The organism is Ruegeria sp. C12 (assembly GCF_056537745.1).
On the sequence record NZ_JBQFSA010000001.1, the window covers coordinates 995,585 to 1,018,036 of the forward strand.

Annotated in this window: 17 protein-coding genes; 7 read left to right on the forward strand and 10 right to left on the reverse strand. The window is 59.3% G+C overall.

All coding sequences use genetic code 11. The features are described from left to right. Window positions 1-23 precede the first annotated feature (23 nt). The 3 genes from ACR0C9_RS04685 to ACR0C9_RS04695 are packed head-to-tail and all read left to right on the forward strand — an operon-like array spanning window position 24 to window position 3,137. A complete protein-coding gene (locus ACR0C9_RS04685; RefSeq protein ID WP_170621674.1) occupies window positions 24-1,040 on the forward strand; it encodes a C4-dicarboxylate TRAP transporter substrate-binding protein in 1,017 nt (338 codons plus the stop codon). Window positions 1,041-1,100: 60 nt separating this feature from the next. Further along, window positions 1,101-1,730: a TRAP transporter small permease gene (locus ACR0C9_RS04690; RefSeq protein WP_170630200.1), complete on the forward strand. Its 630-nt coding sequence runs from the start codon at window positions 1,101-1,103 to the stop codon at window positions 1,728-1,730. Window positions 1,731-1,733: 3 nt separating this feature from the next. Continuing rightward, window positions 1,734-3,137, forward strand: coding sequence for a TRAP transporter large permease (locus tag ACR0C9_RS04695; protein ID WP_170451282.1), 1,404 nt, complete (start codon window positions 1,734-1,736; stop codon window positions 3,135-3,137). A 261-nt stretch (window positions 3,138-3,398) separates the two neighbouring features. On the opposite strand, the gene ACR0C9_RS04700 is transcribed toward ACR0C9_RS04695, so the two are convergent. Both ACR0C9_RS04700 and rocF read right to left on the reverse strand, forming a co-directional pair. Further along, window positions 3,399-4,442, reverse strand: coding sequence for an ornithine cyclodeaminase (locus ACR0C9_RS04700; RefSeq protein WP_480780494.1), 1,044 nt, complete (start codon window positions 4,440-4,442; stop codon window positions 3,399-3,401). Next, complete coding sequence (rocF, locus tag ACR0C9_RS04705; protein ID WP_480780495.1) at window positions 4,442-5,362, reverse strand: arginase; 921 nt, start codon at window positions 5,360-5,362, stop codon at window positions 4,442-4,444. The genes ACR0C9_RS04700 and rocF overlap by 1 nt, the downstream gene beginning before the upstream one ends. Before the next feature lie 86 nt (window positions 5,363-5,448). Here rocF and ACR0C9_RS04710 point away from each other — a divergent pair, with 86 nt between their 5' ends. Both ACR0C9_RS04710 and mprF read left to right on the forward strand, forming a co-directional pair. After that, the gene (locus ACR0C9_RS04710; protein WP_170451276.1) at window positions 5,449-5,877 is read left to right on the forward strand and encodes an Lrp/AsnC family transcriptional regulator; all 429 of its coding nucleotides are present in this window, start codon (window positions 5,449-5,451) and stop codon (window positions 5,875-5,877) included. A gap of 126 nt (window positions 5,878-6,003) precedes the next feature. Beyond that, window positions 6,004-8,613, forward strand: coding sequence for a bifunctional lysylphosphatidylglycerol flippase/synthetase MprF (gene mprF / locus ACR0C9_RS04715; RefSeq protein ID WP_170451275.1), 2,610 nt, complete (start codon window positions 6,004-6,006; stop codon window positions 8,611-8,613). A gap of 3 nt (window positions 8,614-8,616) precedes the next feature. Here mprF and ACR0C9_RS04720 read toward each other — a convergent pair whose 3' ends face one another. From ACR0C9_RS04720 to ACR0C9_RS04735, 4 genes are all read right to left on the reverse strand, one after another. After that, on the reverse strand, window positions 8,617-10,179 hold the full coding sequence (locus ACR0C9_RS04720; RefSeq protein ID WP_480780496.1) for an efflux transporter outer membrane subunit: 1,563 nt from the start codon (window positions 10,177-10,179) through the stop codon (window positions 8,617-8,619). A gap of 11 nt (window positions 10,180-10,190) precedes the next feature. Next, on the reverse strand, window positions 10,191-11,336 hold the full coding sequence (locus tag ACR0C9_RS04725; RefSeq protein WP_170451271.1) for an HlyD family secretion protein: 1,146 nt from the start codon (window positions 11,334-11,336) through the stop codon (window positions 10,191-10,193). Between the two features lie 21 nt (window positions 11,337-11,357). After that, window positions 11,358-11,714, reverse strand: coding sequence for a DUF3302 domain-containing protein (locus ACR0C9_RS04730; RefSeq protein ID WP_170518099.1), 357 nt, complete (start codon window positions 11,712-11,714; stop codon window positions 11,358-11,360). A 93-nt stretch (window positions 11,715-11,807) separates the two neighbouring features. Further along, entirely contained in the window at window positions 11,808-12,569 is a 762-nt protein-coding gene (locus ACR0C9_RS04735; RefSeq protein WP_480780497.1) for a DeoR/GlpR family DNA-binding transcription regulator, read from the reverse strand. Between the two features lie 178 nt (window positions 12,570-12,747). On the opposite strand from ACR0C9_RS04735, the gene glpD reads away from it, so the two are divergent. Further along, complete coding sequence (glpD, locus tag ACR0C9_RS04740) at window positions 12,748-14,334, forward strand: glycerol-3-phosphate dehydrogenase (RefSeq protein ID WP_480780498.1); 1,587 nt, start codon at window positions 12,748-12,750, stop codon at window positions 14,332-14,334. Between the two features lie 186 nt (window positions 14,335-14,520). After that, window positions 14,521-15,072: a DUF2087 domain-containing protein gene (locus ACR0C9_RS04745; RefSeq protein WP_480581503.1), complete on the forward strand. Its 552-nt coding sequence runs from the start codon at window positions 14,521-14,523 to the stop codon at window positions 15,070-15,072. 60 nt (window positions 15,073-15,132) lie between these two features. Here ACR0C9_RS04745 and ACR0C9_RS04750 read toward each other — a convergent pair whose 3' ends face one another. From ACR0C9_RS04750 to ACR0C9_RS04765, 4 genes are all read right to left on the reverse strand, one after another. Continuing rightward, a complete protein-coding gene (locus tag ACR0C9_RS04750; RefSeq protein WP_480581501.1) occupies window positions 15,133-18,270 on the reverse strand; it encodes an efflux RND transporter permease subunit in 3,138 nt (1,045 codons plus the stop codon). A gap of 3 nt (window positions 18,271-18,273) precedes the next feature. Further along, window positions 18,274-19,452, reverse strand: coding sequence for an efflux RND transporter periplasmic adaptor subunit (locus tag ACR0C9_RS04755; protein ID WP_170451259.1), 1,179 nt, complete (start codon window positions 19,450-19,452; stop codon window positions 18,274-18,276). Window positions 19,453-19,734: 282 nt separating this feature from the next. Continuing rightward, the gene (gene metG, locus ACR0C9_RS04760) at window positions 19,735-21,453 is read right to left on the reverse strand and encodes a methionine--tRNA ligase (protein WP_170451256.1); all 1,719 of its coding nucleotides are present in this window, start codon (window positions 21,451-21,453) and stop codon (window positions 19,735-19,737) included. A 124-nt stretch (window positions 21,454-21,577) separates the two neighbouring features. Beyond that, the gene (locus ACR0C9_RS04765; RefSeq protein ID WP_170621682.1) at window positions 21,578-22,267 is read right to left on the reverse strand and encodes a sterol desaturase family protein; all 690 of its coding nucleotides are present in this window, start codon (window positions 22,265-22,267) and stop codon (window positions 21,578-21,580) included. Between the last annotated feature and the right edge of the window lie 185 nt (window positions 22,268-22,452).

Genomic DNA, 22,452 nt, shown 5'->3' on the forward strand with positions numbered 1-22,452 from the left:
GGTGCACATAAGGGAGAGATCACATGAAAAAGATGTTGAGCGGTGCTGCCGCCGCCGCAATAAGCATTGCCTTTGTCGCCGAGGCATCAGCGACCGAATGGAATGCCTCGGTCTGGGGCAAGCGCCGCGCCTTTACCGAACATGTCGAAAAACTGGCCGAGCTGGTGAATGAAAAGACCGGCGGGGATTTTACCATCAATGTCAGCTATGGCGGGTTGTCCAAGCCGCGTGAGAATCTGGACGGGATCGAGATCGGTGCCTTCGAGATGGCGCAGTTCTGCGCAGGTTATCACCGCGACAAAAACCGGGCGATCACTGTGCTGGAACTGCCATTCCTTGGCGTGAACAACCTGGCGGAAGAGGTTGCCGTCAGCCACGCGGTCTATGACCATCCCGCCGTGCAGGATGAGATGGCGCAGTGGAACGCGCGCCTGCTCATGACCTCGCCCATGCCGCAATACAATCTGGTCGGCACCGGCGACCCACGCGATCAACTGGCCGAGTTCGAAGGCATGCGCGTCCGTGCAACCGGTGGTCTGGGGCAAGCGTTTGAAGCGGTTGGAGGGGTCCCGACCTCGGTGCCGGCCACCGAAGCCTTCAACGCGATGGAATCCGGCGTGGTCGACACAGTGGCCTTTGCCCAGCACGCGCATCTGTCCTTTGGCACGATCAATGAGGCCGACTGGTGGACCGCAAACCTGAACCCCGGCACGGTGAACTGCCCGGTTGTTGTCAATATCGACGCGTATGAAGCCTTGTCACCGGAACACCGCGAAGCGCTCGACAGCTCAATTGACGAAGCCATTGATCACTATCTGGCCAATTACGGCGGCTTGCTGGAACAGTGGGACAGCGTTCTGGAAGAAAAGGGCGTGACCAAGGTGATGATCGATGATGCGGTCATCGAAGAGTTCCGTACCAAGGCCGCTGATCCGATCCGTGAACAATGGATTGCCGACATGTCCGCGCAAGGTCTTCCCGCGCAAGAGCTTTATGATCTGGTTCAGTCCACGTTGCAGCAACAGCGCGGCGGCAACTGATCGTATCTCCGGGCGCTCGGTCTGGGTGCCCGGACATCCCTGACATAAAGGATCACCGGAATGGCAGGTACAGCCACGGTGCTGGAAGACGGCAGCCGCCTCAGCCAGCTGGATCAGCGTCTGCTGACGGTCGAGCGTTTTTTGGCGCTGATCAGCGGTCTTGCCGTATTTGGTCTGATGGTTCTGGCCGTCGTCTCGGTCAGCGGGCGAAACGCAATCAACGCACCTCTGCCCGGCTATGTGGACTGGATCGAGCAGGCCATGCCCCTGATTGCCTTTCTGGGCATCTCCTACGTTCAGCGGGACGGCGGACATATCCGGATGGACATCGTGATCTCGCGCCTGCGGGGACGTGCCTTGTGGTTGTTCGAAACGGTGTCGGTCATCCTGATCCTGGTGTTGATGCTGGCGCTGGTCTGGGGCAGTTGGTCCCATTTCGACCGGTCCTTCGATTTTGGTGCGCCGTTATGGAGCCGCGACAGTTCCATCGACATCGGAATACCTCTGTGGCCCGCCAAGCTGTTGGCACCCGTGGCGTTTTCCGTGCTGTGTCTGCGGCTGGTCTTGCAGGTCTGGGGGTACGGGCGCGCTTTTGTACTGGGGCTGGATGCGCCGGTGGCCGTGCCCCTGATCCAGGACGCCGCAGCACAGGCCGCAGCCGAGGCCGATCAGTTCGAAGGGCAGGACTAGCGCATGGACACGATCGAGATCGGCCTTTGGGTCACGGGTGGCCTGCTGGTTCTGGTTGTAACCGGTATGCGAGTGGCCTTTGCAGCGGGTCTGGCCGGGTTGTTCGGCCTGATCTGGATCTTCTGGGCCAAGTTCGGCTACGACCCTGACCGGTTCGGCAAGGCCGTCACCGTTGCCGTCAAAACGGCGGGGCAGGTGCCGCATTCCAAGGTGGCGGCCCATACACTCAGCCTGATCCCGACCTTCATCCTGATCGGATATCTGGCCTACTACGCCGGTCTGACCCGAGCGTTGTTCGAAGCGGCCAAACGCTGGATTGCCTGGGTGCCGGGCGGGTTGGCCGTCTCGACCATCTTCGCCACCGCAGGATTTGCCGCCGTGTCCGGCGCGTCGGTGGCCACCTCTGCCGTATTCGCCCGCATCGCCATCCCCGAGATGCTGAGCGTCGGATACAACAAACGCTTCGCCGCTGGTGTTGTGGCCGCTGGGGGCACATTGGCCTCTCTCATCCCACCATCAGCGATCCTTGTGATCTACGCAATCATCGTCGAACAGGACGTCGGAAAACTGCTTCTGGCCGGGTTCATACCGGGGGCATTTTCAGCCCTTGTCTACGGGCTATTGATCGTTGGGATCGCGGTTGTGTTCAAATCCGTTGGCCCCCCCGTCACCGGCTTCAGTTGGAAGCAACGTTTCGCTGCTCTGCCGGGCGCAATCCCCATCGTTGCCGTCATCCTGATCATCATCTGCTTTGTCTACAACCCGTTCGGAGACAAAGCCTGGGGTACCCCAACCGAAGGCGGCGCAATTGGCGCTTTCATCGTGTTCTGCTTCGCCCTGTTTCATGGCATGCGCTGGCCCGAGTTCAAATCCGCCCTGCTGGAAACGGCCAAACTGACGGCCATGATCTTTTCGATCATCTGGGGCGTTTTGATCTATGTGCGCTTTCTTGGCTTCGCCGACCTGCCGGGCGCGTTCTCGGACTGGATTACCTCTTTGGAAATGTCCCCGATGCTGATCCTGATCTGCATCCTTCTGGCCTATGCCGTGCTGGGCATGTTCATGGACGCAATCGGCATGCTGTTGCTGACCCTTCCGGTGGTTTATCCGGCGGTCATGGCCCTGAACGGCGGTGAAACCGTCAGCGCGGCCGAGAGCGCCTTTGGCATGTCTGGCCCCATGTGCGCCATCTGGTTCGGAATACTGGTGGTTAAAATGGCCGAGTTCTGTTTGATCACGCCCCCAATCGGATTGAACTGTTTCGTCGTCGCAGGCGTGCGGCCGGATCTGAGTGTTCAGGATGTCTTCAAAGGCGTCACACCTTTCTTCATCGCAGATGCTGCGACGATTGCCTTGCTTGTGGCGTTCCCGGGGATCGTTCTCTACCTGCCGTCTTTGGCCGGGTAGAGCCATGCGAGGCTCTGCCTCGCGCTCCGGGATATTTTTGGCCAGATGAAGAAACGGATCCTTAACCATTCTGATGGAAAAGAGTTCTGCGGTACAGGCGGGGACGCCGATGACCGCGCCAGGTGAAGCTCTCTGGCCGGTCGGTCAGAGGGCGGATCCCTGCTTCATCTGGCTATAAATATCCCGGGGGAGTCGCCCGCAGGGCGGCGGGGGCAGAGCCCCCTTTGCCGGCCATGGCTCAAGCAGTGATCGGTTGGGCTACTATCCCGCCCGCATCAGCATCCCAAACAGGTCGCGCGGGTCGTCGGGGTCAGCGAGCATATCCAGCGGTTCGTAGAAATCGGTCCCCTCGACCACGCTTTTGATCACGCGCAGGGCCGAGAAATCCTCAATTGCGAAACCCACGCTGTCGAACAGGGTGATTTGCCTGTCATCGGTGCGACCTTCGATCTGGCCAGTCATAACCTGCCAGATCTCGGTGACGGGGTAATTAGGTTCAAGCGCCTGAATCTCACCCTCGATCCGCGTCTGCTCGGGGTATTCCACAAATATGTCCGAGCGCAGCAGGATATCGCGGTGCAGTTCGGTTTTGCCGGGGCAATCGCCGCCGATTGCGTTGATGTGAACACCGGGTCCGACCATGTTGTCGGTCAGGATGGTGGCGTATTTCTTGTCGGCAGTGCAGGTGGTGATGATCTGAGCACTCTCGATCGCTTCCTCGGCCGTTTCACAAGCCACCACGTTCAAGCCCTTGCCGTGAAGGTTTGCCGCGCATTTGGCGGTCGCGTTTGCGTCGATGTCGTAGAGGCGAACGGTTTCGATCCCGCACATTGCTTTGAACGCAAGGCATTGGAATTCGGACTGCGCGCCATTGCCGATCATAGCCATGGTGGTCGCGCCCTTGGGCGCAAGATATTGACCCACCAGTGCCGAAGTGGCCGCAGTTCGCAGCGCCGTCAGAATGGTCATTTCCGTCAACAGAGTGGGGTAGCCGGTGTAAACATCTGCCAGCAAACCAAAGGCGGTGACAGTCTGCAGCCCCTCGGACGTGTTCTTCGGGTGGCCGTTGACGTATTTGAACCCGTAAGCCTCACCATCCGATGTTGGCATCAGCTCGATCACCCCATGTGGTGAGTGCGCTGGGATGCGCGGGGTTTTGTCAAAGCTTTCCCACCGTTTGAAATCGGCTTCGATCTGAGTGGCGATTTTGGCGATCATCGCTTCGACGCCGATGTGGTGGACCAGCCGCATCATGTTGTCGACGGACACGAACGGGACCAGGGCCTTGTCGGAAGGTGCAGTCATCAGAAGCTCCGTGTGGGGCGGTCAAAGATCCGGCGTCCCATCAGCGACGCGGTCAGATCCACCATCAGTCGTGCGGTGCGCCCGCGTTCGTCCAGAAACGGGTTCAGTTCCACCAGATCGAGCGAGCTGACCAATCCGCTTTCATGCAGCAGTTCCATGGCCAGATGCGCCTCACGTTCAGTTGCGCCGCCGGGCACGGTGGTTCCGACCGCTGGCGCAATGGCCGGATCGAGGAAATCCACATCCAGCGACACGTGCAGCAGGCCGTTTTCGGCCCGAACCCGATCCAGAAATGCCATCAGAGGTGCTTTGATCCCGTGTTCGTCGATACTGCGCATGTCGGCCAGCATGGCCTGGTCCTGCTCGAGAACCGCGCGTTCGGCGGGATCGACAGAACGCAAGCCGATCATGCCGACCCGATTTGTGGGCACTGTGGCGGGCAGGGGCGGAAACGCCTCGAACCCCGGCTGGCCAGTGAAATAGGCGACCGGCGTGCCGTGCAGGTTTCCGCTGCCGGTGCTGGTCGGCGTATGAAAATCGCTGTGGGCGTCGAGCCACAGGACAAATAGCGGGCGGTCGATCTGTTGTGCATATGCTGCCATTCCGGCAACGGTGCCCATCGACAAGGCGTGATCCCCGCCCAAAAAGACCGGTGTTCCTTCGGGCGCGGCCTCCTGCGTTGCGCGGCTGAGCGCGCTTGTCCAACCCACGCATTCGGGCAGCGAAAACAGGTGTTCATGTTCCGGCATCTGCACCGCGTCAGGGGCCACATCGCCCCAATCGGTGACAGTATGCCCCAACTCGGCCAGCGCGGTTTCCAACCCGGCAACACGATAGGCATCGGGGCCCATTCGGCACCCCTGACGCCGTTTGCCGGCATCCAGGGGTGCACCGATCAATATGATGTTCTTGATATCCATGTGTCCATTTAACCGTTCGATATATCTTGCTGGAAGACGGCAAATTGTTCAAAATGAACTTAAGAAATCCGAAACGGAAACAAGTTATGGACGAACTGGACAATCGACTGATCAGCGCGCTGCACCGGGATGCGCGGGCGTCCCTGTCTGAACTGGCTGAGACGCTGGGGGTGACCCGCACAACCGTGCGCAGCAGGATGCAGCGGTTGAAACAGTCGGGTGAGATTGTCGGCTTTACGGTTCTGACTCGCCGCGATGTGGCGCAAAGCCCGGTGCGTGGGTTGATGATGTTGGAAATCGAAGGGCGCGGGACCGAGCGTACGATGGCCCGTATCGGTGCAATGCAGCAGGTACGGGCCGTGCATTCCACCAACGGCAGCTGGGATCTGATTGCCGAGATCGGAACCGAAACGCTGGTCGAATTGGACGAGGTGATTTTTCAGATCCGCAGGATGGAGGGGATCACCCGATCCGAGACGAACCTGCTGCTGTCTACTCGCAAGGGTCGGTTCTGACAGGGCATAGCGCTTTGACCCGGAAGGAATTTGTGACAGAGTTTCTTTGCGTGTCGCCCCAAAGGGGCGCGTCAGACCAAGGGGCTGGCGTCGCACACGGTTAAGAAAACGGCAGGGACGCGCAGCATGACAGCACAGGACCACAGCGACGAGTCCAAGGCGATGCAATGGGCTGAAAAGCTGACCGGGATGCTAGAAAAACCCTGGGTGCGTATCGCCATTCCGGTTCTGGTCACAGCGATCGCTTTGACGGTTCTGCACGAGCTGTCATCACATGTGAAATGGGCGGATGTGCAATCCGACATCGCCGCGACGCCCTGGACTTTGCTGCTGGTCGCCCTGTTCTGGGCCGGAGTAAGCTATTTTTCCTTGTCCTTGTATGACGTCTTTGCGGTGCAAAGCGTAGGCGGTGGCAAGGTACCCTTGCCGATTGCGGGCTTGGCGGGGGCCAGCGGTTATGCGGTCTCCAACTGCTTGGGGTTTTCCTACATCACCGGCACAGCGATCCGGTACCGGATCTACGCCTCGCTGGGCCTCGACCTTGGGCGTGTGGCCGGGGTGATCGCCACGTCCTGGGTTGCGTTCTGGATGGGGTTGGTTCTGATCCTTGGGGTATTGCTAACGCTGCATCCCGATGGGATCTCCAAAGTCCTGCCGATCAGCGAAACGGTCGAGACGATCATTGGCCTGTGTTTGCTGACCGGGTTGGTCGCAGTGTTCTTCTGGTTGGCAAGTGGAGGGCGCCGGTTCTCGTTCGCAGGGTTTGAGTTCAACCTGCCGGGTGGCAAGCTGGCCAGCTTGCTGACGCTGGCGGCCTTGGGCGACCTTCTGGGTGCGTCGATGGTTTTGTACGTGCTCATGCCCGACGATCTGGGCGTCGGATTTCCCTATTTCTTCACGATCTACGTGGCCGCCATTGCGGTCGGTATCCTCAGCCACGCGCCCGGAGGGATCGGCGTGTTCGAAGCCACCTTGATCGCGGGGCTGGGGGCCTCGGGTCGGTCGGACGTGATCGCTGCGTTGCTGTTGTATCGGGTTGTTTACACCTTTGTTCCTTTTGCAATTGCCAGCTTGTCCATCGCAGTCGCCTCGGCCCTGACACAGCGCCACCGGATTGGCGGGGCAGCGGTTTGGGTGTACCGGGCCATCCGCCCGATTGTGCCGATGGTCGCAGCGGGTGTGACCGCAACCGCAGGTATCATCCTGTTGGTTTCGGGCGCGTTGCCGTCGAATTCCCAAAACCTGAGTGTCTTGCGTGACGTGCTGCCCTTGTCCTTTGTCGAGGCGTCGCATCTGGCGGGCAGCGCGGTGGGGGTTTTGCTGCTGCTGGTTTCGCGGGGTCTGTTCCGCAAACTCTACCGGGCGTGGGTCGTGGCGATGTTGCTGATGGTGGCGGGCTTTGCCGCCTCACTCGCCAAGGGGTTGGACACGCATGAAGCCATTGGCCTGTTGGTCACGATTGCCGTGTTGGCGCTGTTCCGAGGTGCGTTTTACCGGGTCAGCGGGGCGTCGATCTTCCGGCTGAACATCCCCTGGCTGATCAGCGTGGTCGTATTGCTGGCGGTGATCTTCTGGATCGGTCTTTTTGCCTATTCCCATGTTGAATACCAGAATGCGCTGTGGTGGGAATTCGCGTGGAACGGCGACGCCTCACGCTTCCTGCGATCCAGCCTTGTGGTGGCGGTAATCGTGGGCATCGTGGCCGTGACCTCGTTGTTCGGGCGCGAGATACCGGCACCGGTCCGCACCGAAATCCCCGAGGTCGTCGAGCGGCTGGTGATGGAGAGTGAGGACACCGAATCCCAAATCTCCCTGACCGGAGACAAGCAATTCCTGATCGCTCCGGATCAGACAGCATTCATTGCCTATGCCGACACCGGCAACGCCATCATTTCCAAGGGCGAGCCGGTAGGGGATGAAAAGGCCGGGCAACAATTGGTCTGGCAGTTGCGAGAGATGGCGGATCGTGAAGGCAAGCTGTGTGCGTTTTACAGCGTTTCGACCAAGTATCTGCCGACTTTTCTGGATCTGGGCCTGTCGATCCTGAAAATCGGTGAGGTCGCGCGCGTGCCGCTGCAAGATTTCTCGCTGGATGGAAAATCCCGCAAACGGTTCCGGCAGGCCAAGAACCGGGCCGAGCGGGAAGGGTATGTGTTCGAGATCATTCCGAAAGAAAACCTCGCGCCGATATTGCCGGAGCTGCGGAAAATCTCGGATGACTGGCTGGCGCAGAAAGCAGGGGCTGAAAAAGGCTTTGCCCTGGGCGGATTCGACGACGACTACCTGTCCTATTTCGATCATGCGGTGCTGCGAAATGGTGAGACCGGGCAGATCATGGCCTTTGCCAACCTGTTTCAAGGCGGCAACAAGTCGGAACTGTCACTGGATCTGATGCGGTATGAACCCGACAGCCCCAGTTTTGTCATGGATGCGCTGTTTGCTGAGATGATGGTCTGGGGATCCGAGCAGGGGTTTCACTGGTTCTCGCTGGGCGCGGCCCCGTTTTCAGGCATTGAAAACCGCCAGTTGGCCTCGCTCTGGAACCGGATCGGCGGGTTTGTCTATGAACATGGCGAGCAGTTCTACCACTTCGAAGGGCTGCGCGCGTTCAAACAGAAGTTCGACCCGGAATGGAGCCCGAACTATCTGGCCAGCCCCGGCGGACTGGCCGCGCCGCGCATTTTGTATGAGGTGAATATCCTGATTTCAGGCGGGCTGCGCGGTCTGACGAAGTAACGCTTAGTTCAGGCTGGCGCGGGTCGGGTCCTGTTGCAACAGGTCGCCCCAATCGGTGCGATAGGCCATCTCGGCCAGAACCGTTTCCGGCAGGAACTCCTGGTTCTGACGAATTTGCCATCCGCCACCGAGGCCCTTGTAAACGGCGACCAGATTGCTTGAGACCTGTTGCCGTGCCTCGATCAGATTGGCCTGAGACCGCAAGAGCGCGGTTTGCGTATTCAGAACCCGCGAATAGTCAGCGATCCCATCACGATATTGGCTGACGGCAATATCCGCGGCCTTGCGCGAGGCATCGACGCTTTGCTGGTACAGCCCGACCTGCTTGCGCGCCTGTGCATAGGCGACCATGGCGCTTTCGACCTCGGAATAGGCGGTCAGAACGGTGTTCTGGTAATTGGCGATCAGTGCCTGATAGGCGGCGTCCTGCGCGCGGACATTGTTCTGGATGCGCCCATAGTTCAGCACGTTCCAGACCACGCCCGCACTGGCCAGACCCGTCGTGCTGTTCGAACTGAACAGATCGCGCCCGCCCGAGGCCTGCAAGCCGATCGAGCCGGACAACACGAACTGTGGATACAGGTCCGCCATCGCGATACCCACCTGCGCCGATTGCGTGGCGGCCGCCAGTTCCGCCGCGCGCACATCCGGACGCCGACGCAGTAATTCTGCCGGAACGCCCACGGCGACATTGGACCGGGCCGAGGGAATGCGCCCGGAGTTACCCAAAAGGCTGGTCATCCGTGAGGGCGTTGCGCCAAGCAAGACGGCCAACGCATTCTTGGTCTGTTGCAGGTCGCTCTCTAACTCGGGCACCAATGCTTTGGTGTTGTTCAACAGTGCGGTGGATTCCTGAACGTCCAGTTCAGTGGTGACGCCGTTGTTGAAACGTAGCTGGGTCAGGTCCAGCGACTCTTGCTGAAGGGTGATGTTTTCGCGGGCAACGGCCAAGGATTCCTGCAAGGCGCGGATATTGACATACAGTGCCGCCACATCCCCGGTCAGCGTCACCAGCGCGTCGTCATAGTTGGCCACCTGCAGGGCCAGATTGGATCGCGCGGCCTGAACGCCACGCCGCTGAGCGCCCCAGACATCCAGCTCCCATTGGGCATCAAAGCCCACTTGCGACGTCGAAAATTCGGTATCCAGCGGGATGATGCGGTTGATATCCGAGATCGGTCCAAGGTTATCGCTGATCTGTCGCCGTTCCAGAGATCCACCAATAGCCTGCGACTGAGGGTAAAGCTCGCCAAAGGCGATCCCCAACTGCGCGCGGGCCTGTAATACGCGGGCTCCGGCAACCTGCAGCGTTAAGTTCTGGGCATAAGCCTCGACCACCAGTTTGTTGAGGGTCGGGTCATTGAACGTCTCCCACCATTTCACCACCGGCGCGCTGCGCGAGGTCAGGCCGCTTGGCCCTGTGCTGGGGCTGTTGACCTCGATCCACTCTTTCACGACCGGAGAGTTCGGGCGCACGAAATCCGGGCCGACCGGCGTGCAGGCGGTCAGTACCGCTGCACACAGGGCCGTTCCCATCAGGTATCGAAAGGGTTTGGCCCGTGTCATGCTCTGCGTCCTCAAATGTCCAGCGGTCGGATGAAATTGGCGAAGGAGTAAAGGCGGATATTGATGCGCCTCAGAAACTCAAAGCTTTTGCCCTGACCCGTGTAGATAGCCACCGCCGCGTGACCGCCCGCTGGCAGGATGTGGTCTTCGGGCAGATCGACCGTGATCTGAACCGCAATCCGACCGGGCAGTTTCGGCAATTCGAAACCGGGCAGGCGGCCCGAGGGTAGATACTGACCCTGTCGTGTCGCCCACCAGATCGCCTCGACCTTGCCAGGTAGGATTTCGCCGGGATATAGATCAAGTGCCACTTCAACCTCTTGTCCGACCTCGACGAATTTCAGGTTTTGTTGGCGGAACGTCGCCAGAAGATAGGGGTTATCCTCGGTCACGAAGCTGGCGATTGCGCCCAGTCGAATGTCACCAACGACCAGACCGGGGCGGGCCTGTTGCGAGACGATCATGCCGTTTTCCGGGGCATAGATCGTTGTATTGTCTAAGAAATACTCGGCCTCGGCCAGTTGTGCCTGTGCTTGCAGGATGCCGGTATTGACCCCGTCGATCTGGGATTCCTGCGCGAGAATAGACTTTTGCAAATTGGCTTCGGCTTGTTTCACCGCCGCCTGATCCTCGGTCACTTGTTCGTTCCAGCGATCCAGCTCATCCTGTCGTGCACCCCCGGCGGGAACGAGATTTTCGTATCGCGCCTGCTGGGTGAAGGCATAATCCAGTTGCGCAATGGCCCGCTCAACCGCTTCGGTCGAGGCGATGACATCCTGTTCCAGAATTTTCGCGTTCTGCTGGGCAGCCACCAATTGCGCCTGCGCATTGTCCACCGCCAGCGAAAACACCGTGTCGTCGAAGCGATAGAGTGGATCGCCCTTGGTGACGGGTGTGTTCGGTTCCACCAGAACTTCGGTCAGGATCGTCGGCTGCGTTAGCTTGGGTACGATCTGAATGGTGGACCGTACGACGTGACTGTCGACCGAGAAAGGCTGGAAAAAGCGCAATGCGACCAGAAAGATCAGCAGCAGATGCGCGCCGACCCAAAAGGATACAATTCCCCAGGCGATGTTGAACTTCAGCCACTCCATCTTGAAGAAGATGAACCAGACGAAAATGATGTAGAAAAGCGTGATGCCTAGGGCGACGAACATGTGCGGATGTTTCCTTTGGCCTTAGCTTTTCTGCGTCTCGTCCGACGCGGCCTGATATTCTTCTTTGACGGTCCCGCCTAAGCGTTCAATGTCTTTGCGGATGGCTTCTTTTTCTTCGTCGGGGCCGCGACGCATATCAACCGTGATACCGTCGTGAAATGCCCACATGAAGGCATGGACCCATGGCACAACCGCCAGAAACCCCATCCATCCCATGATCTTGACGGCTTCGGCGTGCGGATGGTTGCGTTTGATCGCGATGCGACCGGGCAGACCCATGATGAACAGAAACAGGGCCATCACAGCGGCCAGCAACAGGATCAATGCAACGAAGGTCAGGTAATCGTAGTAGCCCAAAGGCTGTCCCAGAAGTCCCATGCTCGTGCCTCCTTTCTGGACGGTTGCCCCATCCTCAGGTGTAGGGGGGCGATCGTCAATCCATTTATGGTGGAAGGCGGTCGCAATCCCGGGTCACGGGCACAGTCGAACGTTTGTGTCCCAGGCGGTGCATTTTTCCGACAGGTCCGCAGGCAGTGGCTGATCGGTGTACACCGTGTCGATTTCGGCCAGTGAGGCGATCCGCGCCGGGGCCGAGCGTTGGAACTTTGAATGATCGGCCACCAGAATCGTGCGCCGCGCCTGTGCGATGATGGTTTGGCTGACATGCACTTCCTGAAAGTCGAAATCCAGCAAGTCGCCCTCGGTATCCAACGCCGAGCATCCGATTACCGCATAGTCGAATTTGAACTGTCGGATCGTGTTGACGGTCTGGTTGCCGATCAGACCACCGTCCGAGCGCCGCAACACGCCGCCAGCCACAACAATCTCGCAGCCCGGGTTTTCGACCAGTATGTTTGCAACATTCATATTGTTGGTCACCACCATCAGGGTCTTGTGGTTCAGCAATTGCCGCGCGACGGCTTCGGTCGAGGTGCCGATATTCAGAAAGATCGAGGCACCTTCGGGAATATCCCGTGCGCAGGCCTGCGCCATCAGGGTCTTGGCATCCACGTTCAGGGTGCGGCGATCCTCATACCCGATGTTGGATACGCCGGAGCGCAGAACCGCACCACCATGCACCCTGTCGAGTTTGCCGGCTTCGGCCAGCTCGGTCAGGTCGCGCCGGATGGTTTGGACGGTGACCCCGAACCGCTCTGCCAGCCCCTCTACCGTGACGCGGCCTTCGGTGCTTGCGATCTCAAGAATGTCGGCTTGGCGGAAGGAAAGGGACATAGCAGTTCCAAATAGTCAGAGTTCTTTCGTTTTTGTTCTTTCTGGCCGAATTGGCAAGTTGCAATACGTGAAATTCATATCAGTGTTGCAAAACGAAAATAAACGAACATTAAGGTTGATAATGCGAATACCCTTCTGATTAATGTGCGCAGATGGGTTTGATTGGGAATCAAAAGCTATGACATCGACGGACGATCAGATCACCGACCTGTTCATCATCGGCGGCGGGATCAACGGATGCGGCATCGCGCGGGATGCTGCCGGGCGGGGATTGTCTGTCACATTGGCGGAGATGAACGATCTGGCGTCGGCTACGTCTTCCGCTTCGACCAAGCTGTTTCATGGCGGTCTGCGGTATCTTGAGTATTTCGAAATTCGTCTGGTGCGCGAAGCTCTGATCGAACGTGAGACGCTGCTGCGCGCCATGCCCCACATCAGTTGGCCGATGCGTTTTGTGCTGCCCTATCACAAGGATATGCGGTTCGATTCCGAGACGCCGACATCAAAGCTGCTCAGCACCGTGATGCCATGGATGCGTGGGCGGCGACCGGCGTGGCTGATCCGGTTGGGCCTGTTCCTGTATGACAACCTTGGTGGGCGCAAGATCCTGCCGGGAACCAGCTCTTTGAACCTGCGCAGCGCGCCCGAAGGTGCTCCGCTGCAGGACAGGTTCGAAACGGCCTATGAGTATTCCGACTGCTGGATCGAAGACGCCCGGCTGGTGGTTCTGAACGCCCGCGACGCCGAGGCGCGCGGGGCCCGGATCATGGTGCGGACCGAGGTGATTTCGGCCCATCGGGTCGACGATCTGTGGGAGGTTACGGTCAGGGATCGCGACAGCGATGAAACGCGGGTAATCCGTGCCAAAATGCTGATAAATGCCGGGGGGCCATGGGTTGGGGACATCATCCAATCCAAAATCCACGTGAATTCGCGCGAAGGGGTGCGCTTGGTTCGCGGCAGCCATATCGTGACGCGCAGGCTGTTCGATCACGACAAGTGTTATTTCTTTCAAGGCGAAGACGGTCGCATCATCTTTGCCATTCCCTACGAGCAGGATTTCACCCTGATCGGAACAACGGATCAGGACCACGCGGAACCGTCCGAACATCCCGTCTGTACCGACGCCGAGAAGGACTATTTGTGCGCCTTTGCCTCGAAATACTTCGCGCAGCCCGTGACGCGGGACGACATCGTCTGGACCTATTCCGGAGTCCGCCCGCTGTATGATGACGGTGCCAGCAGCGCGACAGCGGCGACGCGGGATTATACGCTGAAGGTGAACGCAAATGGCGGGGCACCTGTGCTGAACGTGTTTGGCGGCAAGATCACCACCTATCGCCGTCTGGCTGAAAGCGCGCTTGAGAAAGTGGCAGAGCATTTCCCGGATTTGTTGGGACCATGGACAGCAGGAGTGGCCTTGCCGGGCGGGGACTTCCCAGTTGATGGGGTGCAGGCCCTTACCGACGCGCTGCGCGCAGACTATCCATTCCTTAATGCCGCTTGGGCCGCGCGCCTGATCCGCGCCTATGGCACCGAGGCGGCGGTGATGCTGGGCGACGCAAAGGAAGCCTCTGATCTGGGCGAGGATTTCGGCGCGACCCTGACGGCGCGCGAGGTCGCGTGGCTGATGGACAAGGAATATGCCCGGTCGGCCGAGGACGTGGTCTGGCGGCGCAACAAGCTGGGGCTGCGTCTGAACGCCGATCAGATCGCGCGGATCGATCAGTGGATGGGGCAGCGCATTCAGGCGCAGGTCGCCTGACCCTTGGCTGACCCGCCGGTTCGTGTTAGCCATCGGGAACGGTCGGCAGACACCGAGGCGTCGCTGCTCTGACATCAGAGAGCTAAACCTGCCATTCAGTTTGAGACGGCATCGCAAACCAAAAGGGGCGTTGTTTCGTCAAGTCAGCGACCGACGAGCGTGCGAAACGCCCGATATGGATGCACGATGACCAAAACACCTGTCCCTTTACACGTGGATGACCTGACCGGATTTGCCCGCAGCTTAAGTCGCCAATTGGGTGAGGGCAGCCCGTCCCATCTGACCCTGATGAACATGCTGTCCCGCGCTGCCGGGTTCCAGAACCTGCAACATATGCGGGCTGCAAGTGCTGCGAAACGGCGAATCGAGGCCGGGCCTGACCTTGTGCCCGTCGATATGCGCATTGTCGAGCGGGCTCTGTTTCAATTCGATGCACATGGCCGCTTGCGCCAATGGCCGTCCCGACGCGCGGTGCAAACCCTTGCGTTGTGGGCTTTGTGGGCCAGCCTTCCCGCAGGCACCAGTCTGAGCGAGAAAGAAATCAACGACATGCTGGGGCGCGAGCATCTGTTTCACGACCCGGCCACATTGCGGCGCACGATGATTGGCTGCGGAATGCTGACCCGGCAAAGCGATTGCAGCGATTATCGACGTGTCGAACAGGCCCCACCGGCAGAGGCGCAAGCCGTCATTAGCGCCGTCACCGCCCGGCGTCGCAGTCGGGTTGTGGCTGCGTAATGTTCTGAATCAAAAAAGCCCCGTGACCTGCACGGGGCTTTTTCTGCATCATTGACGGGGTCAGGTTGCTTCGCCCGTTGGATCCGGGTCTTTCTTGCCGCCCTTCAGCCATTCGCGCAGGCTTTGCATCAGGGCGTAAAGCACCGGCACCAGGATCACGCCGACAAGCGTTGCGGCCAGCATCCCGCCAAACACGGCCACACCAATGGCTTTCTGGCTTGCCGCACCCGCGCCGTTTGCCGCCAGCAGGGGAACAACCCCAAGCAGGAAGGACAGAGCCGTCATCATCACCGCGCGGAAACGCTGATAGGCGGCTTCGGCTGCGGCATCCTTGATCGACAAACCGTTGGCGCGTTGTTCCATCGCGAATTCCACAATCAGAATCCCGTTTTTCGAGGCCAACCCGACCAGCATGATCATCCCGATCTGCGTATACAGGTTGATGTCGCTGCCCACGATGGCCACCGCCGCCACCGCGCCGAACAGGGCGACAACCACCGATAACAGGATCGAGACAGGCATTGACCAGCTTTCGTACTGACCGACAAGGAACAGGTAGCCAAACAGGATCGCCAGCCCAAGGATCACGATCACCAGACTGCCCGAAGCCAACTGCTGCTGCGCCGTTCCGGTCCATTCGAACGCATAGCCGGGGGGCAGGGCGGTCGCGGATTCCTCGGTCATTACATTGATGGCATCACCGGTGGACAAACCCGGGGCAGGCACCGCCGTGACAGTGGCCGAGCGGAACAGGTTATGCCGCTTCAACAAAACCGGACCCAGCACGTTCTCAACGTCGATGAGCGTGCCCAGTGGAACCATCTCACCTTGTTGCGAGCGGACGTAGAGGTTCGAGATATCCTCGACATTGTCCCTGTATGTCCCATCCGCCTGTATCATGACGCGGTAGACACGGCCAAACAGGTTGAAATCGTTCACATAGTACGACCCCAACTGCGCCTGCATGGTCTGGAAGATCTCGGCAACCGAGACTTGCAGGGTTTTGGCTTTCTCGCGGTCCAGATCGACAAACAGCTGTGGCACGTTTGCACGGAAGGTCGTGTAGGATTGTCCGATCTCGGGGCGTTGGTTCGCCGCGTAAACAAAGGACCCCACGGCCGAGGCCAGATCCTGCGGTGTACCGCCGCCGGTCTGCTGCACTTCCATCTCGACCCCTGCAGACATGCCCAGGCCCTGAATGGGCGGCGGGTTGAAGGCCACGATCGAGGCCGCGGATTCGCCGTTGGCAATGGCCAGAACCTTGGCCAAAATGGCATTGGCGCTCAGGTCATCGTCCTGACGCTCATCCCAATTGGTCAGGTTCACGAAGATAGCGGCGCCGTTTGTGGTTGTACCATTCAGCAGCGAGAAGCCGTTGACCAACACGGTACTGGCGACACCCGGGATTTCGCGGATCTGGTCGTCCACGCGGGCCGAGACCGTTTCGGTCCGTTCCAAAGTGGCCGCGTCGGGCAGTTGGATGTCCACGAACAGATAGCCGTTGTCCTCAAGCGGGATAAAGCCGCTGGAGGTGTTGGACATGATCGTCCCCGTTCCCATCCCAAGCGCCACAATGACACCCAGCGCGACGACGGGCAGGATCAACAGCTTGCGCACAATCGCGACATAGCCGCTGCGCACCGTTCCGATGAACCCTTCAAACAGGGCCAGAAGCCCCTTGGGCGGGCCGGAACGGGCACGCAGAACCAGGCCACACAGAGCGGGCGACAAGGTCAACGCGTTGATCGATGAGATCACAACAGCGGTCGAGATCGTCACCGCAAACTGCGAATACAGCCGTCCGGAGATGCCGGGCATGAAGGTCACGGGCACAAACACGGCCAACAGAACCAGCGTTGTCGCGATCACGGGACCGGTGATCTGGCCCATCGCCTTGCGGGTCGCCTCGGCAGGGGGCAGCCCTTCATCCGCGATGATCCGTTCGACGTTTTCCACCACCACGATGGCGTCATCAACCACGATCCCGATAGCCAGAACCAGAGCGAACAGCGAGATCGTGTTCAGCGACATGCCAAAGGCCAGCAGGAAGGCAAACGTTCCTATCAAGGATACCGGAATTGCCACCGCCGGGATGATGGTCGCTCGCCAATTCCCCAGGAATATGAACACGACCGAGATCACCAGAATGAAGGTCAGGATCAGGGTCGAAACCACATCGTTCAGCGACGCCTCGACAAAGTCGGTGGTATTGAACGGCACTTCATATTCCACATCCGTCGGGAAAGAGCGGGACAAGCGTTCCAACTCGGCCTGTACCCGTTCAGACACCGCAAGCGCGTTGGCGCCGGGGGCCTGATAGATGCCGATCACTGTGGCAGGAACCGCCTGAAAGTAGCCCGAGGCTGAATAGAACTGCGCCCCAAGCTCCACTCGTGCAATGTCGCGCACACGCACGATGGACCCGGCATCGCCGGTGCGGATAACAATTTCGCCAAACTCGGCGGCTGAGGTCAGGCGTCCTTTGGTTTTGATCGTGTATTGGAATGTCTGGCCTTCAGGCACGGGCGGAGACCCGATCGAGCCTGCCGAGACTTCGATATTCTGTTCGCGGATCGCATTGATTACATCTCCGGGGGTGATCGACAGGGCGGCCATCTTGTCCGGGTCCATCCAGATCCGCATGGCGTATTCCAGATTGGTCAGAACATCCGCCTTGCCCACACCCTGAACCCGCGCCAGCGCGTCTTTCAGGTTGATCGAGGCATAGTTGGACAGAAACACACTGTCATAGGTCCCGTTGGGCGAGGTCAGCGTCACCAGCAACAGCATGTTGGTCGATGCCTTTTGAGTGACCACGCCCGAGGATGTCACCTCGGACGGCAGGGATGACATGGCCTGTGCCACCCGGTTCTGCACGTTGACCGAGGCAATGTCCGGGTCCGTGCCCACTTCGAAGGTAATATTCAGCGAATACGAGCCGTTATCGGACGAGGTTGACGTCATGTAGATCATGTCGTCCACACCGTTCACCTGCGCCTCAATCGGGGCGGCGACGGTGTTTTCCACGGTCTCGGCGTTTGCGCCGGTATAGGTGGTCGTCACGCTGACCACGGGCGGTGTGATGTCCGGGAACTGGGCGACCGGCAGAACCATATAGCCGATGCCGCCCATGATCGTCAGGACAAGCGAAATGACAAGCGCCAGCTTGGGCCGGCTGATGAACAGGGCTGAGAACATCCGTTATTCTCCCGGCTGCTCAGAGGCCACGACCGCATCCACGGCCACGCCAGGACGCACCCTTTGCAGGCCCTCGACGATCACGCTCTCGCCTTCGCGAAGCCCATCGGTGACGATGATGGCGGTGTCCACCGTGTCACCGGTCGTGATATAGCGCTGTTCGACCATCTGCTGGTCATTGACGACCAGAACAAACTCGCCCCGCTGATCCCGTTGCAGCGCGGCCTGAGGGACAAGCACCTGCAAGGTCGGCTCCAGCGCTTCGATCTGGACGTTAAGGAATGCACCGTCGATGATCAGCCGATCCGCGTTTTCAAACTCGGCCCGCACGGTAATCGCGCCGGTCAGAGGGTCGATGCGGTTGTCGACAAACACGATTTCGCCGGTTTCACCCAATTCCGTCCCGTTGGGCAGGGTGACGTGCACATTGGGGCTCTTCTGACTTTCTGCCAGAGTGCTGGCATTCTCGCCAAACTGTTGAAGAACCGAAGTAAATTGTTTTTCGTTCAGCGAGAAGTTCACGTAGATCGGCGCTTCGCTGACCAGGTTGACCAGCGGAGGGTTCGACGGGCCAACAACGTCACCTACACTTGTGGCAACGCGCCCGATGCGGCCCGAAAACGGCGCCTGAATCTGCGTGTAGCTCAGGTCAAGCTGGGCTTGCTGGATGGCTGCGTTTGCGGCTTTGACTTCGGCTTCGGCAACCAGTTCGTTGGCGCGCGCAATGTCGCGTTCGGATTCCGGGGTTGCATCACGGCGGAACAACTCTTCTTTCCGGGCCAGATCGACCTTTGCCAGTTCCAGATTTGCCTCGGCGCGGTCCAGATCGGCCTTGCGCGCCTCAAGTGTGGCCTCATAGAGGTCGGGCTCGATGGTAAACAGAAGATCGTCTTTCTGGACCAGTGCGCCGTCCTCGACGTTCTGAGACTCAAGAAACCCGTTGACCCGCGCGACGATGTCCACCTTGTCTATGGCTTCCGCCCGACCGATGAAAACGGCTTCATCCGTGATCTCTTGGGTATAGGCCGCAGCGATGGAAACCTTTGGTGGCGGCGCGTCGCTTTGATCTTGCGCCGCAGCCCCATGCGCCACCCCAAGGCAGGTCAGTAAGGCAAGATGCCGCCCCAGCATTTTGGCTGACCCGAAGATGGGAAAACCGATATTCGTCAAATCAAGGGACATGGCGCGTGCCTCACAGTAGATATGAAATAGCTGCCCGGACCCCAAAGGCCCCGGCGCGAGTCGATAGAATTCCTCGACAGGATGGACGTTTTGAGACTTTATCTCAAGCTTCTTGAATACGACTGGTGCGGCCTTGGGCGCAGAAATTTCTTCGTGCTTCGGCTAACTTAGGACCCCAAGGGTTTGGCACCCCGGTAAGACAGCATGCGTCACGCGATGTATCGGCATAAAAAACGGGGGCCGAAGCGGCCCCCGTGTCGTATCTGTCACGATGGTCTGAATTCAGTCACGGGTGCCGGCAAAACGGGTTTGCCAGTCTTCGCGCTGTTCATCGGTGATTTTGGCGAACAGGACATCGGGAACGGTGAACTCATGACCGGCGGGCAGGGCGGACAGCGCCGCTGCCACATCCTCGGGCCAGCCGGTGTCCAGCGTGTTCATCGCGCTCAGCATCCGGGCCGAGGTGTCGGGGATGAACGGCGCGCTCAGCACCGCATAGAGCCGGATCAGGTTCAGGCCCAGACGTACCTGCGCGGCGGCTTGTTCGGGGTCTTCCTTAAAGGTCGACCAAGGGGCTGCGGCCTGCAGGTATTCGTTGCCCGCCACCCAGATGGCCCGCAATTCCTGCGCCGATTTGCGCACATCCATCGCCTCCATGTGGCCCTCATAGGCGCGGACACGTTTGGTCAGTTCTTCGATCAGCGTGTTCTCACGTTCGCCATAGGTGCCGCCTTCGGGCACAGCCTCGCCGAATTTCGAACGGCAGAACTTGGTGATACGGCTGACAAAGTTACCCAGCACATCCGCCAGATCCTTGTTCACCGATTGCTGGAAGTTCTCCCACGTGAACTCGCTGTCGCTGCTTTCGGGCGCATGGCTCAGCAGCCACCAGCGCCAGTAATCGGCGGGCAGAATCTCCAGTGCCTGATCCATGAACACACCGCGCCCCTGCGAGGTCGAGAACTGGCCGCCGTCATAGTTCAAGTAGTTGAAGGATTTCAGGTGATCGACCATCTTCCACGGCTCGCCCGAGCCCAGAATGGTGGCCGGGAAGCTGAGCGTATGGAACGGCACGTTGTCCTTGCCCATGAACTGCACATAACGCACGTCATCCGCGCCCTTGTCGGTGCGCCACCAGCGTTCCCAATCCGCATCCGTCTTGCCGTTCGCATCTGCCCATTCCTTGGCGCAGGCGATGTATTCGATGGGCGCGTCGAACCAGACATAGAAGACCTTGCCTTCCATCCCCGGCCAGTCCTGGTCGCCTTTCTTGACCGGCACACCCCAATCCAGATCGCGGGTGATGCCACGGTCCTGCAGGCCGTCGCCATCGTGCAGCCACTTCTTGGCAATGGATGTGGTCAGGATCGGCCAATCGGTCTTGGAGTCGATCCACGCGTCCAGTTGGTCCTTCATCGCGGATTGACGCAGATACAGGTGCTTGGTCTCGCGCACTTCCAGATCGGTCGATCCGCTGATCGCGCTGCGCGGCTCGATCAGGTCGGTCGGGTCCAGCTGCTTTGTGCAGTTCTCGCATTGATCCCCCCGCGCGCGGTCATAGCCGCAATTGGGGCAGGTGCCCTCGATGTAGCGGTCGGGTAGAAAGCGTTTGTCGGCGTTGGAATAGACCTGTTTCTCGCTGACCTCGCGGATCAGCCCGGCCTCGTCCAGCTTGCCCGCGAAATGTTGCGTCAGCACCTTGTTCTGCGCACTGGACGAGCGGCCAAAGTGGTCAAAGCTGAGCCCGAACCGCTTGGCGATATCGGCCTGCACGCCATACATCTCGGCGCAGTATTCCGCGACCGGTTTGCCCGCCTTGGCGGCCGCCAGCTCGGCCGGGGTGCCGTGTTCGTCGGTGGCGCACAGGAACATGACCTCATTCCCGCGGCCACGCTGATAACGTGCGTAAAGATCAGCAGGCAATTGCGAGCCGATCAGATTGCCGAGGTGCTTGATCCCGTTGATATAGGGGATCGCCGAGGTGATGAGAATCCGAGCCATTTTGCGTGTCCACGTAACTGTCTGCGCGCTCGTCTACAGTAAGTCACTGGCCAGCAAAAGCCCGGCTTTCGGGCAGAAGCGATTTTAACGTCTGTGTTGCCGACCCTAATGCGACCTCAGGGGTTCAGCCGCCGTTTGTTTCAGGGCGTTCCCAATACAAGGTCCCCAATGCGATATCGAAGACCGGAAAGGTGATGTTGAAATTCGCCTCCTGCATCCGTTCGCGTTTGTGATGCAGGGCGTGAAGATGCCTGAGACGCCACCAGCCGGGTACGGATTGGAACATCGCCTCAGCCCGGCTGCCGGGCGGGACGTGATAGCTGAAGTGACACACCTCATAAAGCAGATATCCGGCGATGGTCGAAGCGGCAAACAACGCGCCGACATTTGGATTGAATATCCATCCCAGAACAAGGCCACCGGGCAGCGCAATGCCCATCGTGAACAGAAAGATCAGATAGAGCGGGAACAGAACCACACGCCAGTCAAATGGGCTTTCATATCCCATGTCGGTGTCCAGAAAAAAGGAATGATGATCCCCGGTGTGGCGCTGGTAGAACAGTTTGAGCACCCTGGTCTTTTCGTGACCAAGCCAGCGGTGCGAGGCATATTCGGCAAAGTTCACAAACAAAAGCGTCGCCGGGATCACCAGCAACTGTGACGCGGTCACGTCCGTGACGAAGGTCAGGCTGTAGCAGATGACGAAAAGGCCAGCGATGGCCACCGACAGCATATGGAAATACCCGCTGTACATTTTGCTTATGCCAGCGCGGTATTTCGCCCTGAAGGCCTGCATGGCTGCTCTGGTCATCATTGTCGTCTTCCTCCCGAGTATTCGGGGTCAGACTATATGCTTTTCCGGAATAAGCGCCTGCGACCCGACGTTAACTTGGACAGATTGAAGGTCAGTTTTTTTCAGGACTCGCGCAGGTTCCGCCTTGGGACGGTCGTTCAGGCATGATCCGCTCGCGGGGTTTTGGGTATAACACTCATGTTTCG

Excerpts from the sequence above, each read along its gene's own strand:
- rocF (WP_480780495.1), bottom strand. The coding sequence starts at position 5,362 with ATGGATATCAAGAACATCATATTGATCGGTGCACCCCTGGATGCCGGC.
- ACR0C9_RS04695 (WP_170451282.1), top strand. The coding sequence starts at position 1,734 with ATGGACACGATCGAGATCGGCCTTTGGGTCACGGGTGGCCTGCTGGTT.
- ACR0C9_RS04750 (WP_480581501.1), bottom strand. The coding sequence starts at position 18,270 with ATGTTCTCAGCCCTGTTCATCAGCCGGCCCAAGCTGGCGCTTGTCATT.
- mprF (WP_170451275.1), top strand. The coding sequence starts at position 6,004 with ATGACAGCACAGGACCACAGCGACGAGTCCAAGGCGATGCAATGGGCT.
- ACR0C9_RS04690 (WP_170630200.1), top strand. The coding sequence starts at position 1,101 with ATGGCAGGTACAGCCACGGTGCTGGAAGACGGCAGCCGCCTCAGCCAG.
- ACR0C9_RS04700 (WP_480780494.1), bottom strand. The coding sequence starts at position 4,442 with ATGACTGCACCTTCCGACAAGGCCCTGGTCCCGTTCGTGTCCGTCGAC.
- ACR0C9_RS04725 (WP_170451271.1), bottom strand. The coding sequence starts at position 11,336 with ATGTTCGTCGCCCTAGGCATCACGCTTTTCTACATCATTTTCGTCTGG.
- ACR0C9_RS04710 (WP_170451276.1), top strand. The coding sequence starts at position 5,449 with ATGGACGAACTGGACAATCGACTGATCAGCGCGCTGCACCGGGATGCG.
- metG (WP_170451256.1), bottom strand. The coding sequence starts at position 21,453 with ATGGCTCGGATTCTCATCACCTCGGCGATCCCCTATATCAACGGGATC.
- ACR0C9_RS04720 (WP_480780496.1), bottom strand. The coding sequence starts at position 10,179 with ATGACACGGGCCAAACCCTTTCGATACCTGATGGGAACGGCCCTGTGT.
- ACR0C9_RS04745 (WP_480581503.1), top strand. The coding sequence starts at position 14,521 with ATGACCAAAACACCTGTCCCTTTACACGTGGATGACCTGACCGGATTT.
- ACR0C9_RS04755 (WP_170451259.1), bottom strand. The coding sequence starts at position 19,452 with ATGTCCCTTGATTTGACGAATATCGGTTTTCCCATCTTCGGGTCAGCC.
- ACR0C9_RS04765 (WP_170621682.1), bottom strand. The coding sequence starts at position 22,267 with ATGATGACCAGAGCAGCCATGCAGGCCTTCAGGGCGAAATACCGCGCT.
- ACR0C9_RS04685 (WP_170621674.1), top strand. The coding sequence starts at position 24 with ATGAAAAAGATGTTGAGCGGTGCTGCCGCCGCCGCAATAAGCATTGCC.
- glpD (WP_480780498.1), top strand. The coding sequence starts at position 12,748 with ATGACATCGACGGACGATCAGATCACCGACCTGTTCATCATCGGCGGC.
- ACR0C9_RS04730 (WP_170518099.1), bottom strand. The coding sequence starts at position 11,714 with ATGGGACTTCTGGGACAGCCTTTGGGCTACTACGATTACCTGACCTTC.
- ACR0C9_RS04735 (WP_480780497.1), bottom strand. The coding sequence starts at position 12,569 with ATGTCCCTTTCCTTCCGCCAAGCCGACATTCTTGAGATCGCAAGCACC.